Source organism: Haemophilus seminalis, assembly GCF_006384255.1.
Lineage (GTDB): Bacteria > Pseudomonadota > Gammaproteobacteria > Enterobacterales > Pasteurellaceae > Haemophilus > Haemophilus seminalis.
Genome location: NZ_VCED01000008.1, coordinates 32733 through 48975, shown reverse-complemented (window position 1 = coordinate 48975; position 16243 = coordinate 32733). Strand labels below are relative to the sequence as shown.

The following is a 16243-nucleotide window of genomic DNA, read 5'->3' as shown; positions in this document are numbered from 1 at the left end:
CGACAGCAATCGCTATCGGTTTTAGAATGGATTATTCAAGGCTAAATGCACGGATGTAAGGTAACTTACCTTTTTCGAGCATATCATCAATACCATTTTGGTAATTATTTGTACCTAGACCACGTAATTCTAAGGTAAAACCTATACCATGATCATAGAGCACAGAATCCTCATCTTGATGTTGACGGCTTGTCACATAGCGTCTTGCACCAATTCCGGCAGCCCAACAACAAGTGTTATATTGAATACCAAGATATTGTTCAACCGGTTTTTTAAGTGCAAGATCATGATAATATTTTCCCACAACCGACCAGTTATCTGAAACTTCCCATGCAGTAACAAGCCCTATCTGCTGAATATCTTGACGATAAGCATTTGCTGATCGCCCTAAATTTTGATCAATATAATTTTGACTAGCGTAACGATAATTTAATTGGATTAAATTATCCTTTGCAGGGTTATATTCCAATGATGTATTCGCTAACGATGTTGCGTGCGTATTCGTATCATATTGATAACTGCCACGCCAACGCCAATGATCACTCATTTTCCAGTTAGACTCTAAAGCCCAAGATGATGACGATGTTGGCGTTTTATTTGCGGGGTTATCATCAATACGTGAATCATTTAAATAATAAATTTGACCGGCTGATAAATTAAAGCGTTCATCACCGGCTTTATCATAAAAGCGAGTTGTTCCACCTAATGTCATTTGATTCGCAGAGGAGATTCTATCTAATCCACTGTAACGGCGATCACGGAAAAGCGAATAATAATCTTGCTGTACCAATGCGGAATCATAACCAAATCCTAAATAATCACTCGTACGTTGTTTTGAACCAATATTGCTTTGATCACGATAAGGGCGATATAAATATTGAATGTGTGGTTCAAAAGTTTGAGTGTAATCTTTTAAGAAAGTGGTGTCCCTAGCTAATACAGTTTGTAAATCAAGCTTAAATTGCGGAATGACACGATTTATGTTTTTCTGAACCTCTTCCGCATTCACTCCTGAACCCTTTTTCTGTTCATAACGTGTGCCATAAAGTTTAGTTTCTACTTTCAAGCCACCATATTCATTTGACATTGATGAAGCTAAACTTGGTTCAATGTGAAAACGCCATGCCGTTGGCATGAGATCACTGTCATTATCAAAACGTACAGCTTGAGAATACCATTTAAAATCTAACCATCCATTAGCTAAATCATGTTTGTAATAATTAAAGTCCATTTGTGGCATCGCACGATAAGGACCAATAGATAGATTTTCATCAAAAACTTGGAACTGGCGCGCTGAAAGCGAGAAATTATAATTAGGTTTATAGTAAGCGATTCGCGCATACTGATCTGCATAGCCATCTGTGCTGCTACCGTATTGTGAATCAAAGTCGTTAAAGTAACGTTTATCACTCACTCGTGTATAATTTACATTAAAACGCCAGTTTTCTAAGAAGCTTGAACTGTGATTCCAATAGAATAAATGGCGTTTACGTTTATCACTAATATATTCGTCATAACGATCTCGGCCTAGATATTCTCCTGCAACTTTTCCTTCCCCTATAGAGGTTAAATAGCGAAATTCACCATTTAATTGCCAACCACGATGCGACATGTATTTAGGCGTAACCGTCATATCGTAATTCGGTGCAATATTCCAATAAATCGGTTGCATATACCAGAAACCATCACGGCTAGATGAGCCACCACTTGGAATCAATAATCCCGAACGACGGCGATCACCAATTGGTAATTGCAAATAAGGGGTATAAAAAACAGGCACGCCATGCACTTTAAAACGTGCATGCCACATTTCAGCATATTCTTCTTTTACATATTGACGGATTTCTGATGCATCTACCGCCCAGGCATTATCACCTCGTAAACAAGAGGTAAATGTGGCATTTTTCATTACACGGTAATCATTTTGTAAATTGATATGTTCTGCCTTGCCTCTTCCTTGTCGCCCAACCAATTCATAATCCGCATTTGTAGCATGACCGTCATGGTTATCTAAATTAAAATCAGCATTTTTCCCCAGCATATTAAGTTGATTATCTTTATAATCAAATCCACCTCGTATATAGGCAAAACGCTGTGGAGCTTGGTGATTCCCCAATTGTTTCACTTCAACAGAATCAGCCATTAAATGGCGGTTTCCCTGTCTTACATCTACGTTACCTTGATATACGGCCTGTGTAGGCTGATTAATCTCTGCATCATCAGCTTCAATATAGACGGGTAAGGTATTTAAGTCCCCCTGTACCACTTCGCCAGTAAAGTGTGGTACCCCCATTAAACATTGATCACGTAAATCCGCCATACTTTGCTGACTGTAAAGTGCGGTGAAAATAGCAAGAGAAACTAAGGTTTGATTTTTATTCATAATGCCGTTCTGCTGTAAAAAATATCTACGATTATACGGGAAAAATGTGTTTCCGAATATTATTAACAATAACGATCTAAAAATTTGTAATACTGCACACCAATCTTTGTCGCAAGATCTTTGATAATTCGACCACCATAAACAGAAGGGACTTTCAGACTTTCAAAAATAGATAAGCGTTCATCATCACCTAAAATTGCCTCGGCTACAATTCGTCCTGCAAGCCCCGTCAAAGCAACACCGTGACCAGAATAACCATGAGCAAAATAAATGTGCGGAGAAATACGACCAAAATGTGGCGTTGAATTTAACGTCATATCAATCGGGCCGGCCCAGCCATAATCGATTTTTACATTTTCAAGTTGCGGGAATACGCGCAACATATTTTTCCGCATAATCGCGACCATATCTTTTTCTGAGCTAGAATCACTACCAAAAAGAAGACGATTGTCAGCACTCAAACGATAATAGTCTAATAATAAATTGTTATCGCACACCGACATGCCATTATTAATAACAGAATCAGCAACCGCTTGACTTAACGGCTCTGTGGCAATAATAAAACTTTCTACAGGTAATATTTTACGATTAATTCCGTGATGAATAGATTTCGGGAGCGCATCAATATAAGCATTGGTGGCTAAAATAACGTCTTGAGAAATCACCGCACTTTTAGCTGTTTTAACCTCAACGCAACCATTTTTCTCAACCATATCCACTACGGGAGATTGTTCAAAAATCTGAACACCCAGATCGACACAAGCTTTCGCTAAACCTAAACAATAATTAAGTGGATGCAAATGCCCTGAGTTACTATCAAATAAGCCCCCCACATAAATATCACTGCCTAAGTGCTGTTTTAATTTAGCCTTATCCCAAAGTTGCATATTCTGATAGCCAAAATTCTCATGACTTTCTTTTTCAATTTCAATTAAGTCATCCATTCGGCGTTCATTTAATGCCAATGTGGCATAGCCTTTTTTCCAGTCGCACTGAATGCCATATTTCTCAATGCGTTCATCAATAATATCAATAGCCTCTAATGACATATTCCAAAGTTTATGCGCTTTATCTTCGCCAACTTGTTTAACGTATTCATCAATGCCTTCTTCAAAGCCATTAATTGCCTGCCCACCACTACGACCAGAAGCACCAAATCCTACTCGAGCGCCCTCTAATACAATGACTTTTTTTCCTTTCTCCGCCAGTTCTAGTGCCGCAGATAAACCAAAAAAACCAGCCCCGATCACACACACATCAGCATGTTCAATTTGAGTTAACGGCGGGAATTGAAAATCTTGGTTACGAGAGTCGAAATAATAAGAGCGAACGTGTTCTTGATAGGCAAAATTAAGCATAAAAAATCTCTTAGGAAAAAACTGGCAAAATCTTACCCCGAAAGGGAAATATGTCAAACCTTTTACGAAAAAAATGCTATACTGCGCGCGCGCAAAATTTGTGCGTTTTATGATGAACGATAACCCTCGGAGGTCAATAAATTGAAAAAATTCTTTGCTCACTCACTCAAAAATCTTTTCCTTTCCACCACCGCACTTTTCGCGGTTTCCGCTTTTGCCAATAACAAACTTTACGTCTATAACTGGACAGACTATGTACCTTCTGATTTAGTCGCACAGTTCTCTAAAGAAACTGGCATCGAGGTGATTTATTCTACCTTTGAAAGCAACGAAGAAATGTACGCGAAACTCAAACTTACTCAGAATACTGGCTCTGGCTATGATTTGGTGTTTCCATCAAGTTACTACGTAAATAAAATGATTAAGGAAAAGATGCTTCAACCGATTGATCAAAGTAAATTGACCAATATTCATCAAATCCCTAAACATTTATTAAATAAAGAATTCGACCCAGAAAATAAATATTCATTACCTTATGTTTACGGACTTACTGGTATTGAAGTTAATGCTGATGAGATTGATCCTAAAACCATCACCAGCTGGGCGGATTTATGGAAAACTGAATTTAAAGGCAAAGTTCTTATGACCAGTGATGCACGTGAAGTGTTCCACGTAGCATTATTACTTGATGGTAAATCACCAAATACCACCAATGAAGAAGACATCAAAACAGCTTATGAGCGTTTAGAAAAACTTTTACCAAATGTAGCAACCTTTAACTCTGACTCGCCAGAAGTCCCTTACGTACAAGGTGAAGCTGCAATTGGTATGATTTGGAATGGTTCTGCTTATTTAGCACATAAAGAAAATCCATCTCTTCAATTTGTGTATCCCAAAGAAGGCGCAATTTTCTGGATGGATAACTATGCGATTCCAACTACAGCAAAAAATGTTGAAGGCGCACATAAGTTCATTGACTTCTTACTTCGTCCAGAAAATGCCAAAGTTGTGGTAGAACGCATGGGCTTTTCTATGCCAAATGAAGGAGTCAAAGCATTACTCAGCCCAGAAGTTGCCAACGATCCTAAACTATTTCCACCAGCATCAGAAGTAGAAAAAGGGATTATGCAAGGTGATGTTGGTGAAGCTGTCGATATTTATGAAAAATATTGGAGCAAATTAAAAACCAATTAATTTCTTAATTTAAAAAAGCAAAAAAGTGCGGTGAAAATTCACCGCACTTCTTGTATCAGAAAAGAAAATACTTAAAGAATAAAGCGACTCAAATCTTCATTTTCAACAACGTCATTTAATGCTTCAGAAACATATTTTTCATCTATCACAATTTTCTCCCCCGCGCGTTCACTTGCGTCAAAAGAAATTCCGTCCGTTAAACGCTCTAATACAGTATGTAAACGACGAGCACCAATATTCTCCGTTTTTTCATTCACTCTAAACGCTGATTCTGCAATTTTACTAATTCCATCTTGAGTAAACTCAACTTCCACACCTTCTGTTTTTATTAACTCACGATATTGCAATGTAAGTGATGCATTTGGCTCAGTTAAAATACGCTCAAAATCTTCTTTCGTCAGGGATTTCAATTCCACTCGGATTGGCAAACGACCTTGTAATTCTGGCAATAAATCAGATGGACGTGCTATTTGAAATGCACCAGAACAAATAAATAAAATATGATCCGTTTTTACCATACCATGTTTAGTATTCACGCTTGAACCTTCGATAATCGGTAATAAATCGCGTTGTACGCCCTCACGTGAAACATCACCACCTGAGTGCTCACCTTTTTTACAAATCTTATCAATTTCATCAATAAAGACGATACCGTTTTGTTCTACCGCATCAATGGCTTGTTGCTTAAGCTCTTCTGGATTAATGAGCTTTGCCGCTTCATCATCAATTAAAACTTTCAACGCCTCTTTAATCTTCATTTTGCGTTTTTTAGTCTTCTCGGTACCTAAATTTTGAAAAAGCGACTGCAATTGACTTGTCATCTCTTCCATACCTGGAGGTGCCATAATTTCTATCCCCATTGATACTCCAGCAGATACATCAATTTCAATTTCTTTATCATCTAACTGCCCTTCACGTAGTTTTTTACGGAAGATTTGACGCGTACTAGTATTATCAGAATCCTGCACATTACCCCACTGATCTTTTGCTGGAGGAAGTAACACATCTAAAATACGATTTTCTGCAGCATCTTGTGCACGTATACGATTTTTTTCTACCGCTTGTTGGCGAACCAACTTCAGGGAAACATCCGTAAGATCTCGGATAATAGAATCTACTTCTTTACCTACATACCCCACTTCAGTAAATTTGGTCGCTTCTACTTTGATAAATGGTGCATTAGCAAGTTTTGCTAGGCGACGTGCAATTTCTGTTTTACCTACGCCTGTTGGACCAATCATTAAAATATTTTTCGGCGTTACTTCTTGACGAAGTTCTTCAGTTAACTGCATGCGGCGCCAGCGGTTACGCAATGCTATCGCCACTGCACGTTTAGCCTCATTTTGTCCAATAATATGTGCATCTAATTCAGAAACGATTTCACGAGGGGTCATTGACATAAATTATCCTTTATATAATGAAAATGTAGGAGAAATGCTTTTATTAACATGGATCACCATTTCATATTTGTATATGAAATTCGCTTTTCACACCTACATGAGTAAGTTTATACTTCTTCAATAACGTGGTTATGGTTACTGTAAATATCGATATCACCCGCTATTTTTAGCGCTTCCGCGACGATTTCTTTTGCGGTTAAATCATTTTTAGTTCTAAGTAAGGCAAGTGCAGCAGATTTTGCGTAGTTGCCACCAGAACCGATAGCCAACACATCAAACTCGGGTTCAATTACATCACCAGAACCTGATACGAGTAAAAAATCGCTGTCATTTGCTACAATCATCATGGCCTCTAGTTTGCGCAATGAGCGCTCTGTACGCCATTCTTTTGCCAACTCCACCGCAGATTTAACTAAATGTCCTTGATGCAATTCTAATTTTTTCTCAAATAAGTCTCGTAAAATAAAAGCATCAGCAGTAGAACCAGCGAAACCTGTCACTACTTTATCTTTATATAAACGGCGCACTTTACGTACACTTCCTTTTTCCACACAGTTACCAAGTGTTGCCTGTCCATCTCCACCAATTGCCACTTTGCCATTTTTACGAACACATACAATCGTTGTCATTGTTCTATCCTTTGATTAAAGAAAAGTTTTTCGTTATATGGTGATGAATTATCAGAATTCAAGTTAAAATATATATTGTATATTTATTCATCAAAAGAAATTAAAAAATGTGATCATGATCATATTTTAACATCGAAAACGATTGCTTCTAATTGATTGATGCAATAAAAAGCGTATTATGACGCGGATTTTAAACCCAACCTAGAAGGATTCTCTATGAAAAATTTAATGAAATTATCTTTAGTGGCATTGTTAACTGCCGCAGCGATTCCCGCCATGGCTGGCAAAACTGAACCTTATACACAATCTGGTACAAATGCGCGTGAAATGTTGCAAGAGCAACCAATTCACTGGATTTCAGTAGAGCAAATTAAAAAAGAATTAGAAGGTAAAGGCCCAATTAATGTCAGCTTTGATATTGATGATACCGTACTTTTCACCAGCTCTTGTTTCTATTATGGTCAACAAAAATATTCTCCAGGTAAACAAGACTATTTGAAAAACCAAGATTTCTGGAATGAAGTTAACGCAGGTTGTGATAAATATTCCATTCCAAAACAAATCGCTGCTGATTTGATCAAAATGCACCAAGAACGCGGAGACCAAATTTATTTTATTACAGGTCGTACAGCAGGGAATGTGGATGGCGTAACACCTATATTACAAAAAGCGTTTGATATTAAAAATATGCACCCTGTTGAATTTATGGGCGGACGTGAACGCACAACTAAATACAACAAAACTCCGGGCATTATTGCACATAAAGTTAGCATTCACTATGGCGACAGCGATGATGATGTATTAGCAGCTAAAGAAGCGGGTATTCGTGGTATTCGTTTAATGCGTGCAGCAAACTCAACTTATCAACCAATGCCGACTTTAGGTGGCTACGGTGAAGAAGTGTTAATCAATTCAAGCTATTAATTAACCGCACTTTAACAACAAAAAAGGCAAGTTAGGATTCCTAGCTTGCCTTTTGTTTTACCACTTTATTAGTGTTTAGTTTGACCTTCTTCAGATTTTTCTTCTGCATTTTCTGCTTGTTGGCGATTCATATATTCAACAAACAATGCATCAAAGTTTACTGGAGATAAATTCAACGCAGGGAACGTACCACGATTTACTAAGTTAGACACTAATTCACGCGCATAAGGGAAAAGCATATTCGGGCATTGAGAAGTTAAACAATGCGCCATTTGAACATCTTCTAAACCGCTAATAGTGAACACGCCAGCTTGTTTTACTTCACAAATAAATGCGACATCACCACTATCTTCAAGTGTAGTTTCAACAGAAATGTTTAATACCACTTCATATAAATCATCACCAACTTGAGTCGTTTCGGTGCTTAAATCAAAACCAAGTTTTGGTTTCCATTCTTGCTGGAAAATATGTGGAAGATTTGGTGCTTCAAAAGACACATCTTTCACATAAATACGTTGAATTTGAAGAACGGGTTGTTGTTCTTCTGTTGCAGCAACGTCTTGTTTTTGTTCTGACATTTTCTATTCCTTATTATTTATGTTTTTTAACTAAAGGTAAATTTGCCGCAGCCCATGCAGAAATGCCTTCTTTTAACACAAACACACGGTTAAAACCTTGTTTCGCTAAAAGTGTAGCTGAAGCTGGTGCGGAAACACCGTTAATATCTACCAACACGATTGCTTTTTCTTTGTGTTGTTCAATTTTACCGATGTTTTGATTTTTAATTTCGCTTGGAAGTAAATTAATGCTATCAATGATATGACCACGTTGAAATTCTTCAATACTGCGTAAATCAACCACAATAGCTTCATCCGCATTTATTAAACGAATCACCTCATTGTGAGCGATGACTTTAAATTTACTCGTTGCGCCTTTATAGAAGGTATAAACCACCATCACGAAAATCGCAAACCAAGAAACCGCTAAAAGAGTATGTTTTTGAGCAAACTCTGTTGCCATTGGGATAAATTCTTGCATTATTTTCTCTATTGATTAAATACGTCAAAATAGGGCTCAAGTATAACCGCACTTGGGTTATCTTTCAAAAAAATTATGCTTAAATTCCGTACTTGTATAAAGGTTATACAATCAACAAAAAATTATGTGATCGGGATCATAAATTTACATTTTCATTATTCAGAATAGCTCAATTTAGTTAGATGATTAGAAAGTAATTTTTATTCATTAGGAGAAATCTATGAAATTAACTAAATTAGCCTTATGTACTTTATTTGGTCTAGGTATTTCAATAGCAAATGCAGCTGACTTACCAAATATTACAATCTTGGCAACGGGTGGTACTATTGCAGGAAGCGGGCAAAGTTCGGTAAATTCTGCGTATAAAGCTGGACAATTAAGTATTGATACTTTAATTGAAGCTGTACCAGAAATGAAAAATATTGCCAACATTAAAGGTGAGCAAATTGTAAAAATAGGTTCACAAGACATGAATGACGAAGTCTGGCTAAAACTTGCAAAAGCCATCAATGCTCAATGTAAAAGTACTGATGGATTTGTCATTACCCATGGTACAGATACCATGGAAGAGACGGCTTATTTCTTAGATTTAACCGTAAAATGTGAAAAACCGGTTGTTCTCGTAGGGGCAATGCGTCCTGCAACAGAAAAAAGTGCTGATGGTCCATTAAATCTTTACAATGCTGTCGTTGTCGCAGCAGACAAAAAATCGAGTGGTCGTGGCGTTTTAGTCGCAATGAATAATGAAGTACTAGGTGCTCGCGATGTCACAAAAACCAGTACGACCGCAGTGCAAACTTTCCATTCACCAAATTATGGTTCTCTAGGCTATATTCATAACAGCAAAGTGGACTATGAACGTTCCCCAGAAAGCAAACATACCATCAACACTCCGTTTAACATAGAAAAATTAGATAGCCTACCAAAAGTGGGAATTATTTATGCTTATTCAAATGCACCTGTTGAACCACTAAACGCATTACTCAATGCTGGCTATCAAGGGATTGTATCTGCAGGAGTTGGCAATGGAAATGTTAATGCTGCACACTTAGATCGCTTAGAAAAAGCCGCGAAAGATGGCGTCGTTGTAGTTCGTTCTTCTCGTGTACCAACTGGCTATACAACTCGTGACGCTGAAGTTGATGATAGTAAATATGGCTTTGTAGCATCAGGTACTTTAAATCCACAAAAAGCCCGCGTACTCTTGCAATTAGCTTTAACTCAAACTAAAGATCCAAAAGTAATTCAACAATATTTCGAAGACTTCTAAGATCAATTGTAAGAAACAAAAGTGTGGTTATAAATAACCGCACTTTTGACCACAATTTATTGATCCATGTTATGGAATCGATACCTATTTGTTGCTATATTAAGCGCTGTTTTAACAAATAAAACAAAGATGTTTTTTAATTAACTTAGGGGGCAGTATGTCTGCAATGTTCTTACTACAATTTGCCATCGTATTATTGTGTATCTTTGTGGGTGCACGTGTAGGTGGTATCGGTTTAGGTGTATTTGGTGGTTTAGGCCTTGCTATTCTTTCTTTTGGCTTTGGTCTAAAACCAGCAGGTTTACCTATTGATGTTATGTTTATGATTATGGCTGTAGTGGCAGCGGCGGCGGCAATGCAAGCAGCTGGCGGTTTAGACTACATGATCAAAATCGCAACTAAAATCTTACGTCGTAATCCTAAACACATTACGTTTATCGCACCAGCAGTAACTTGGTTATTCACTTTCTTAGCGGGTACTGGCCACGTAGCATATTCTGTATTACCAGTTATCGCTGAAGTGAGCCGTCAAAACGGTATCCGTCCAGAACGCCCAATGTCAATGGCGGTAATCGCATCACAATTTGCTATCGTAGCAAGCCCTATTGCGGCAGCTGTTGTAGCGGTCGTGGCTTACCTTGAACCTCAAGGCATCCATCTTGGCGACGTATTAATGGTAACTATTCCTTCAACCATCTTAGGTATTTTTATTGCTTGTTTATTTGTAAACAAAATGGGTAAAGAATTAAAAGATGATCCGGAATATCAACGTCGTTTAAATGATCCAAAATATGCAGATACTTTTGCTTCTACCACTTCAGTCAAAGAAGTAGAAGTGAGCAAAACCGCTAAAATTTCTGTTTCTTTATTCTTATTTGGTTCATTACTTGTTGTAATCATGGGTGCTGTTCCATCTTTACGTCCAGTATTTGATGGTAAACCAATGGGGATGGCACACACTATCGAAATCATTATGTTAGCGATTGGTGCGTTAATTATCTTAACTTGTAAACCAGATGGCACTGAAATCACTAAAGGTTCTGTATTCCACGCAGGTATGCGTGCAGTAATTGCAATCTTCGGTATTGCATGGTTAGGCGATACATTGATGCAAGCGCACATGACCGAAGTAAAAGAAATGGTGAAAGGCTTAGTTGAAACTGCACCATGGGCATTTGCTTTCGCGCTATTTGTACTTTCAGTATTAGTAAACAGTCAAGGCGCAACAGTCGCAACATTGTTCCCACTTGGTATCACATTAGGTATCCCTGCACCAGTATTAATCGGTGTATTTGTGGCAGTAAATGGTTACTTCTTTATTCCTAATTACGGTCCAATCATTGCATCCATTGATTTCGATACTACGGGTACAACCAAAATTGGTAAATATATTTTAAACCATAGCTTTATGATTCCTGGTTTATTAAGCATGCTTTTCTGCTTATTAATCGGTTTAGGTCTTTCTCACATTCTTCTTTAAGATGTGATTCAATAACAATCCTCCTATATATTGAATTTTGCTTATCAGATTTATTCATTATATAGCGAGGATTTTTCTATTTATCATTCACTTAAACTATTTCCCGTCATACAAATAGCATATGACTTTTATAATCAAACTTTGAGTAGCTATAATAAAAAAGCCCCTTTCGGGGCTTTTTTCATCTTTGGGAAATTAATCTTCCATTTCTGAATTTAATAATGCAGCAAGATTTTGTGTAGCATCATCTGCGATCATTTCAAATTCATCAGCGATATCCGCATCACTTGCGAAAGCAGAAGCCACATCTTCCGCAGCTAATGTTGCTAAATCAGCCGCTTTTTGACGATTTTTAACTCGGCTTTGATGATACGCAAAACCTGTACCTGCAGGGATTAATCGACCAACGATTACGTTCTCTTTCAAGCCACGTAATTCATCACGTTTACCTGCCACTGCTGCTTCGGTAAGAACACGAGTAGTTTCTTGGAACGATGCGGCAGAGATGAAGGATTCAGTCGCAAGAGACGCTTTGGTGATACCCAATAATTCGCGTTCAAACTCAACTGGTGGTTTACCTTCTGCTTCACGTTGACGGTTGATGATTTTTACGCGAGCGACTTCGACTTGTTCCCCCTCAAGGAATTCTGAGTCGTAAGCTTTAGTAATTACCGCTTTACGTAACATTTGACGAACGATAACTTCGATATGTTTATCGTTGATTTTTACCCCTTGTAAGCGGTAAACATCTTGTACTTCGTTCACAATATATTCAGTTACAGCACGCACGCCACGTAAACGTAAAATGTCATGTGGTGTTTCAGCACCATCAGAAATTACGTCACCACGTTGTACCATTTCGCCTTCAAATACGTTGAGCTGACGCCATTTTGGAATCATTTCTTCGTAAGTTTCGCCTTCCACAGGAGTAATTAATAAACGGCGTTTACCTTTGGTTTCTTTACCGAAAGACACGATACCAGAAATTTCAGCCAAGATAGCGGGTTCTTTTGGTTTACGTGCTTCAAATAAATCTGCAACGCGCGGTAGACCACCGGTAATATCTTTAGTACCCACAGATTCTTGCGGAATACGTGCTAATGGTTCACCCACTTTTACTGCCGCACCATCGTCTAAACTTACGATTGCTTTACCCGGTAAGAAATACTGTGCAAGAACATCAGTTTCAGGTAAGAAAATATCGTTACCATTTGCATCAACTAATTTAATGGTTGGACGTAAATCTTTACCAGCAGTAGCACGTTCACCCACATCTTGAACCACGATTGATGATAAACCTGTTAATTCATCGGTTTGACGCGTTACAGTTAAACCATCAATAATATCAACGAATTTCACAAAACCAGATACTTCAGAGACAACTGGCATTGTATGTGGATCCCAATTTGCGATAGTTTCGCCTGCAGTAACTTCTTGACCGTCACCTTTGCTTAACACCGCACCGTAAGGCACTTTATAGTGTTCTTTAGTACGACCAAATGCATCGGTAATAGTTAATTCAGTATTACGAGAAGTTAATACTAATTTACCTTCATCATTAGTAACAAATTTCGCATTCATTAAGTGTAATGTACCAGTGTTTTTAACTTGTACACTCGATTCTTTCGCTGCCGCAGATGCCGCACCACCGATATGGAACGTACGCATGGTTAACTGTGTACCCGGCTCACCGATAGATTGAGCAGCAATAACACCCACTGCTTCACCTTGGTTAATTAAATGACCACGCGCAAGATCACGACCATAACATTTCGCACATACACCAAAATCAGTATCACAAGTTACAACAGAACGTACTTTTACGCTGTCTACAGAGTTTGCATCCAACACATCACATAGTTTTTCATCTAATAACGTGTTACGAGGAATTAATACTTCTTCTGTACCTGGTTTTAAAATATCTTCTGCAGCGACACGACCTAACACTAATTCACGAAGTGGAACTTTTTCATCTCCACCTTCGATTAATGGGGTCATGACTAAGCCTTCGTGCGTACCACAGTCATCTTCTACGATCACTAAGTCTTGTGCTACGTCAACTAAACGACGAGTTAAGTAACCTGAGTTAGCTGTTTTTAATGCGGTATCCGCCAAACCTTTACGTGCACCGTGGGTTGAAATAAAGTACTGTAATACGTTCAAACCTTCACGGAAATTTGCTGTAATTGGGGTTTCAATGATCGAACCATCTGGACGAGCCATCAAACCACGCATACCTGCTAACTGACGAATCTGTGCTGCAGAACCACGAGCACCAGAATCAGCCATCATAAAGATACTGTTAAAGGACGCTTGTTTTTCAGGATTACCTTCTCGGTTGATGACTTCTTCTTGAGATAGGTTTTCCATCATCGCTTTCGCTACGCGTTCATTCGCTGCGGCCCAAATATCGATTACTTTATTATAGCGTTCGCCTGCAGTCACAAGACCTGATTGGAATTGTTCTTGGATCTCTGCCACTTCTTCTTCCGCTGCAGAAATAATTTCGTATTTCTTAGCAGGAATTTCCATATCATCAATACCAACTGATGAACCAGAACGTGCCGCATAAGCAAAACCGGTATACATAATTTGGTCAGCAAACATTACTGCTTCTTTTAAACCTAAACGACGATATGCTTCGTTAATCAGTTTAGAAATGGCTTTTTTGCCTAATGTTTGGTTGAACAATGAATAAGGCATACCTTGTGGTGCAATCATCCATAAAATCGCACGACCGATAGTTGTATCAGTAAGCGTGGTTTTCGCATCAAATTCGCCTGCTTCATTCTTCACATATTCAGTAATACGTACTTTCACGCGAGAATGTAATTCTGCTTCACCTGTACGATATGCTTTTTCAGCTTCTCGAGGATCTTGCAATAACATGCCTTCGCCTTTACCGTTCACTTTTTCGCGGGTCATATAGTAAAGACCTAAGACCACGTCTTGTGATGGAACGATAATCGGATCACCGTTTGCTGGTGAAAGCACGTTGTTGGTTGACATCATCAACGCACGAGCTTCTAATTGAGCTTCAAGCGTTAATGGAACGTGTACCGCCATTTGGTCACCATCGAAGTCCGCGTTGAACGCCGCACAAACGAGTGGGTGTAATTGAATCGCTTTACCTTCGATTAAGATCGGTTCAAAGGCTTGGATACCTAAACGGTGAAGTGTTGGCGCACGGTTCAATAGAATTGGGTGTTCACGAATAACTTCTGCAAGAATATCCCAAACGATCGCATCTTCACGCTCAACCATTTTCTTAGCCGCTTTGATTGTCGTAGCATAACCACGGCTTTCTAATTTAGCGTAGATAAACGGACGGAATAATTCCAAGGCCATTTTCTTCGGCAAACCACATTGGTGTAAGTGCAAGTATGGACCAACAGTGATTACAGAACGACCTGAATAGTCAACACGTTTACCTAATAAATTTTGACGGAAACGACCTTGTTTACCTTTGATCATGTCCGCTAATGATTTTAATGGACGACGGTTAGAACCAGTAATTGCACGACCACGGCGACCATTATCTAATAACGCATCAACAGATTCTTGTAACATACGTTTTTCGTTGCGCACAATAATATCTGGTGCAATTAAATCTAATAAACGTTTTAAACGGTTGTTACGGTTGATCACACGACGATATAAATCGTTCAGATCTGAAGTTGCAAAACGACCACCATCAAGCGGTACTAATGGACGTAAATCTGGTGGAAGAACTGGTAATACAGTCATCACCATCCACTCTGGTTTATTACCAGATTGAACAAACGCTTCTAATAATTTTAAGCGTTTAGTGATTTTTTTACGTTTAGTTTCAGAGTTAGTTTCTTGTAATTCTTCACGTAATTTTTCACATTCAACTTCAAGATCCATACCTTTTAAGAGATCTTGAATCGCTTCAGCACCCATTTTCGCTTCAAATTCATCTTGCCAACGATCTTCAGCGTCAAGGTATTGTTCTTCTGTTAATAATTGACCGCGCTCTAAATCAGTCATACCCGGTTCGGTCACGATATACATTTCAAAATAAAGTACACGTTCGATATCGCGCAATGGCATATCTAAAAGTAAACCGATACGAGACGGTAATGATTTTAAGAACCAAATATGTGCAACTGGCGATGCAAGTTCAATGTGGCCCATACGTTCACGACGAACTTTAGTTTGAGTGACTTCAACACCACATTTTTCACAAATCACACCACGGTGTTTTAAACGTTTATATTTACCACATAAACATTCGTAATCTTTTACAGGCCCGAAGATACGCGCACAGAAAAGACCATCACGTTCAGGCTTGAACGTACGGTAGTTAATGGTTTCAGGTTTCTTCACTTCACCAAATGACCAAGAACGGATCATATCTGGGGAAGCTAACCCAATTTTAATCACATCAAAATCTTCACTGGTTTTTGACTGTGCTTTTAAAAACTTAACTAAGTCTTTCACAAATGTTCTCCTGTCGGAGTTAAAGGTTTAAAGTGCGGTTAAAAATTTCGATGTTTTTCCACCGCACTTCGGCGATTTTTCTTTCGTAAGGTGAGTGAATCAT

11 protein-coding genes are annotated in these 16243 nt (G+C 38.4%); 4 read left to right on the top strand and 7 right to left on the bottom strand.

From position 1 onward, the window contains the following. Nucleotides 1-31: 31 nt before the first annotated feature. A complete protein-coding gene (gene lptD, locus FE813_RS09455; protein WP_139990339.1) occupies nt 32-2383 on the bottom strand; it encodes an LPS assembly protein LptD in 2352 nt (783 codons plus the stop codon). Between the two features lie 62 nt (nt 2384-2445). After that, entirely contained in the window at nt 2446-3741 is a 1296-nt protein-coding gene (locus FE813_RS09450) for an NAD(P)/FAD-dependent oxidoreductase (RefSeq protein WP_139990338.1), read from the bottom strand. 141 nt (nt 3742-3882) lie between these two features. Here FE813_RS09450 and FE813_RS09445 point away from each other — a divergent pair, with 141 nt between their 5' ends. Next, complete coding sequence (locus tag FE813_RS09445; RefSeq protein WP_139990337.1) at nt 3883-4935, top strand: extracellular solute-binding protein; 1053 nt, start codon at nt 3883-3885, stop codon at nt 4933-4935. A 71-nt stretch (nt 4936-5006) separates the two neighbouring features. Here the strand turns inward: FE813_RS09445 and hslU are convergent, their stop codons facing one another. Continuing rightward, entirely contained in the window at nt 5007-6335 is a 1329-nt protein-coding gene (gene hslU, locus FE813_RS09440) for an ATP-dependent protease ATPase subunit HslU (RefSeq protein ID WP_139990336.1), read from the bottom strand. 107 nt (nt 6336-6442) lie between these two features. Next, on the bottom strand, nt 6443-6964 hold the full coding sequence (gene hslV, locus FE813_RS09435; protein ID WP_111407905.1) for an ATP-dependent protease subunit HslV: 522 nt from the start codon (nt 6962-6964) through the stop codon (nt 6443-6445). 216 nt (nt 6965-7180) lie between these two features. Between hslV and aphA the strand changes: the two genes are divergently transcribed. After that, nucleotides 7181-7888 carry an acid phosphatase AphA gene (gene aphA / locus FE813_RS09430; protein WP_139990335.1) on the top strand — a complete coding sequence of 236 codons (708 nt, stop codon included), beginning with the start codon at nt 7181-7183 and terminating at the stop codon, nt 7886-7888. Nucleotides 7889-7956: 68 nt separating this feature from the next. Here the strand turns inward: aphA and secB are convergent, their stop codons facing one another. Both secB and FE813_RS09420 read right to left on the bottom strand, forming a co-directional pair. Further along, the gene (gene secB / locus FE813_RS09425) at nt 7957-8466 is read right to left on the bottom strand and encodes a protein-export chaperone SecB (RefSeq protein ID WP_005629412.1); all 510 of its coding nucleotides are present in this window, start codon (nt 8464-8466) and stop codon (nt 7957-7959) included. Between the two features lie 13 nt (nt 8467-8479). After that, nucleotides 8480-8926, bottom strand: a complete 447-nt coding sequence (locus FE813_RS09420) for a rhodanese-like domain-containing protein (RefSeq protein ID WP_139990334.1) — start codon at nt 8924-8926, stop codon at nt 8480-8482. A gap of 220 nt (nt 8927-9146) precedes the next feature. Here FE813_RS09420 and ansB point away from each other — a divergent pair, with 220 nt between their 5' ends. Beyond that, entirely contained in the window at nt 9147-10196 is a 1050-nt protein-coding gene (ansB, locus tag FE813_RS09415; protein ID WP_139990333.1) for an L-asparaginase 2, read from the top strand. 157 nt (nt 10197-10353) lie between these two features. After that, on the top strand, nt 10354-11676 hold the full coding sequence (locus FE813_RS09410; protein WP_139990332.1) for an anaerobic C4-dicarboxylate transporter: 1323 nt from the start codon (nt 10354-10356) through the stop codon (nt 11674-11676). A 195-nt stretch (nt 11677-11871) separates the two neighbouring features. On the opposite strand, the gene rpoC is transcribed toward FE813_RS09410, so the two are convergent. Further along, a complete protein-coding gene (gene rpoC / locus FE813_RS09405) occupies nt 11872-16140 on the bottom strand; it encodes a DNA-directed RNA polymerase subunit beta' (protein WP_139990331.1) in 4269 nt (1422 codons plus the stop codon). Between the last annotated feature and the right edge of the window lie 103 nt (nt 16141-16243).

Excerpts from the sequence above, each read along its gene's own strand:
- aphA (WP_139990335.1), top strand. The coding sequence starts at position 7,181 with ATGAAAAATTTAATGAAATTATCTTTAGTGGCATTGTTAACTGCCGCA.
- hslU (WP_139990336.1), bottom strand. The coding sequence starts at position 6,335 with ATGTCAATGACCCCTCGTGAAATCGTTTCTGAATTAGATGCACATATT.
- secB (WP_005629412.1), bottom strand. The coding sequence starts at position 8,466 with ATGTCAGAACAAAAACAAGACGTTGCTGCAACAGAAGAACAACAACCC.
- lptD (WP_139990339.1), bottom strand. The coding sequence starts at position 2,383 with ATGAATAAAAATCAAACCTTAGTTTCTCTTGCTATTTTCACCGCACTT.
- FE813_RS09450 (WP_139990338.1), bottom strand. The coding sequence starts at position 3,741 with ATGCTTAATTTTGCCTATCAAGAACACGTTCGCTCTTATTATTTCGAC.
- hslV (WP_111407905.1), bottom strand. The coding sequence starts at position 6,964 with ATGACAACGATTGTATGTGTTCGTAAAAATGGCAAAGTGGCAATTGGT.
- ansB (WP_139990333.1), top strand. The coding sequence starts at position 9,147 with ATGAAATTAACTAAATTAGCCTTATGTACTTTATTTGGTCTAGGTATT.
- FE813_RS09410 (WP_139990332.1), top strand. The coding sequence starts at position 10,354 with ATGTCTGCAATGTTCTTACTACAATTTGCCATCGTATTATTGTGTATC.
- FE813_RS09420 (WP_139990334.1), bottom strand. The coding sequence starts at position 8,926 with ATGCAAGAATTTATCCCAATGGCAACAGAGTTTGCTCAAAAACATACT.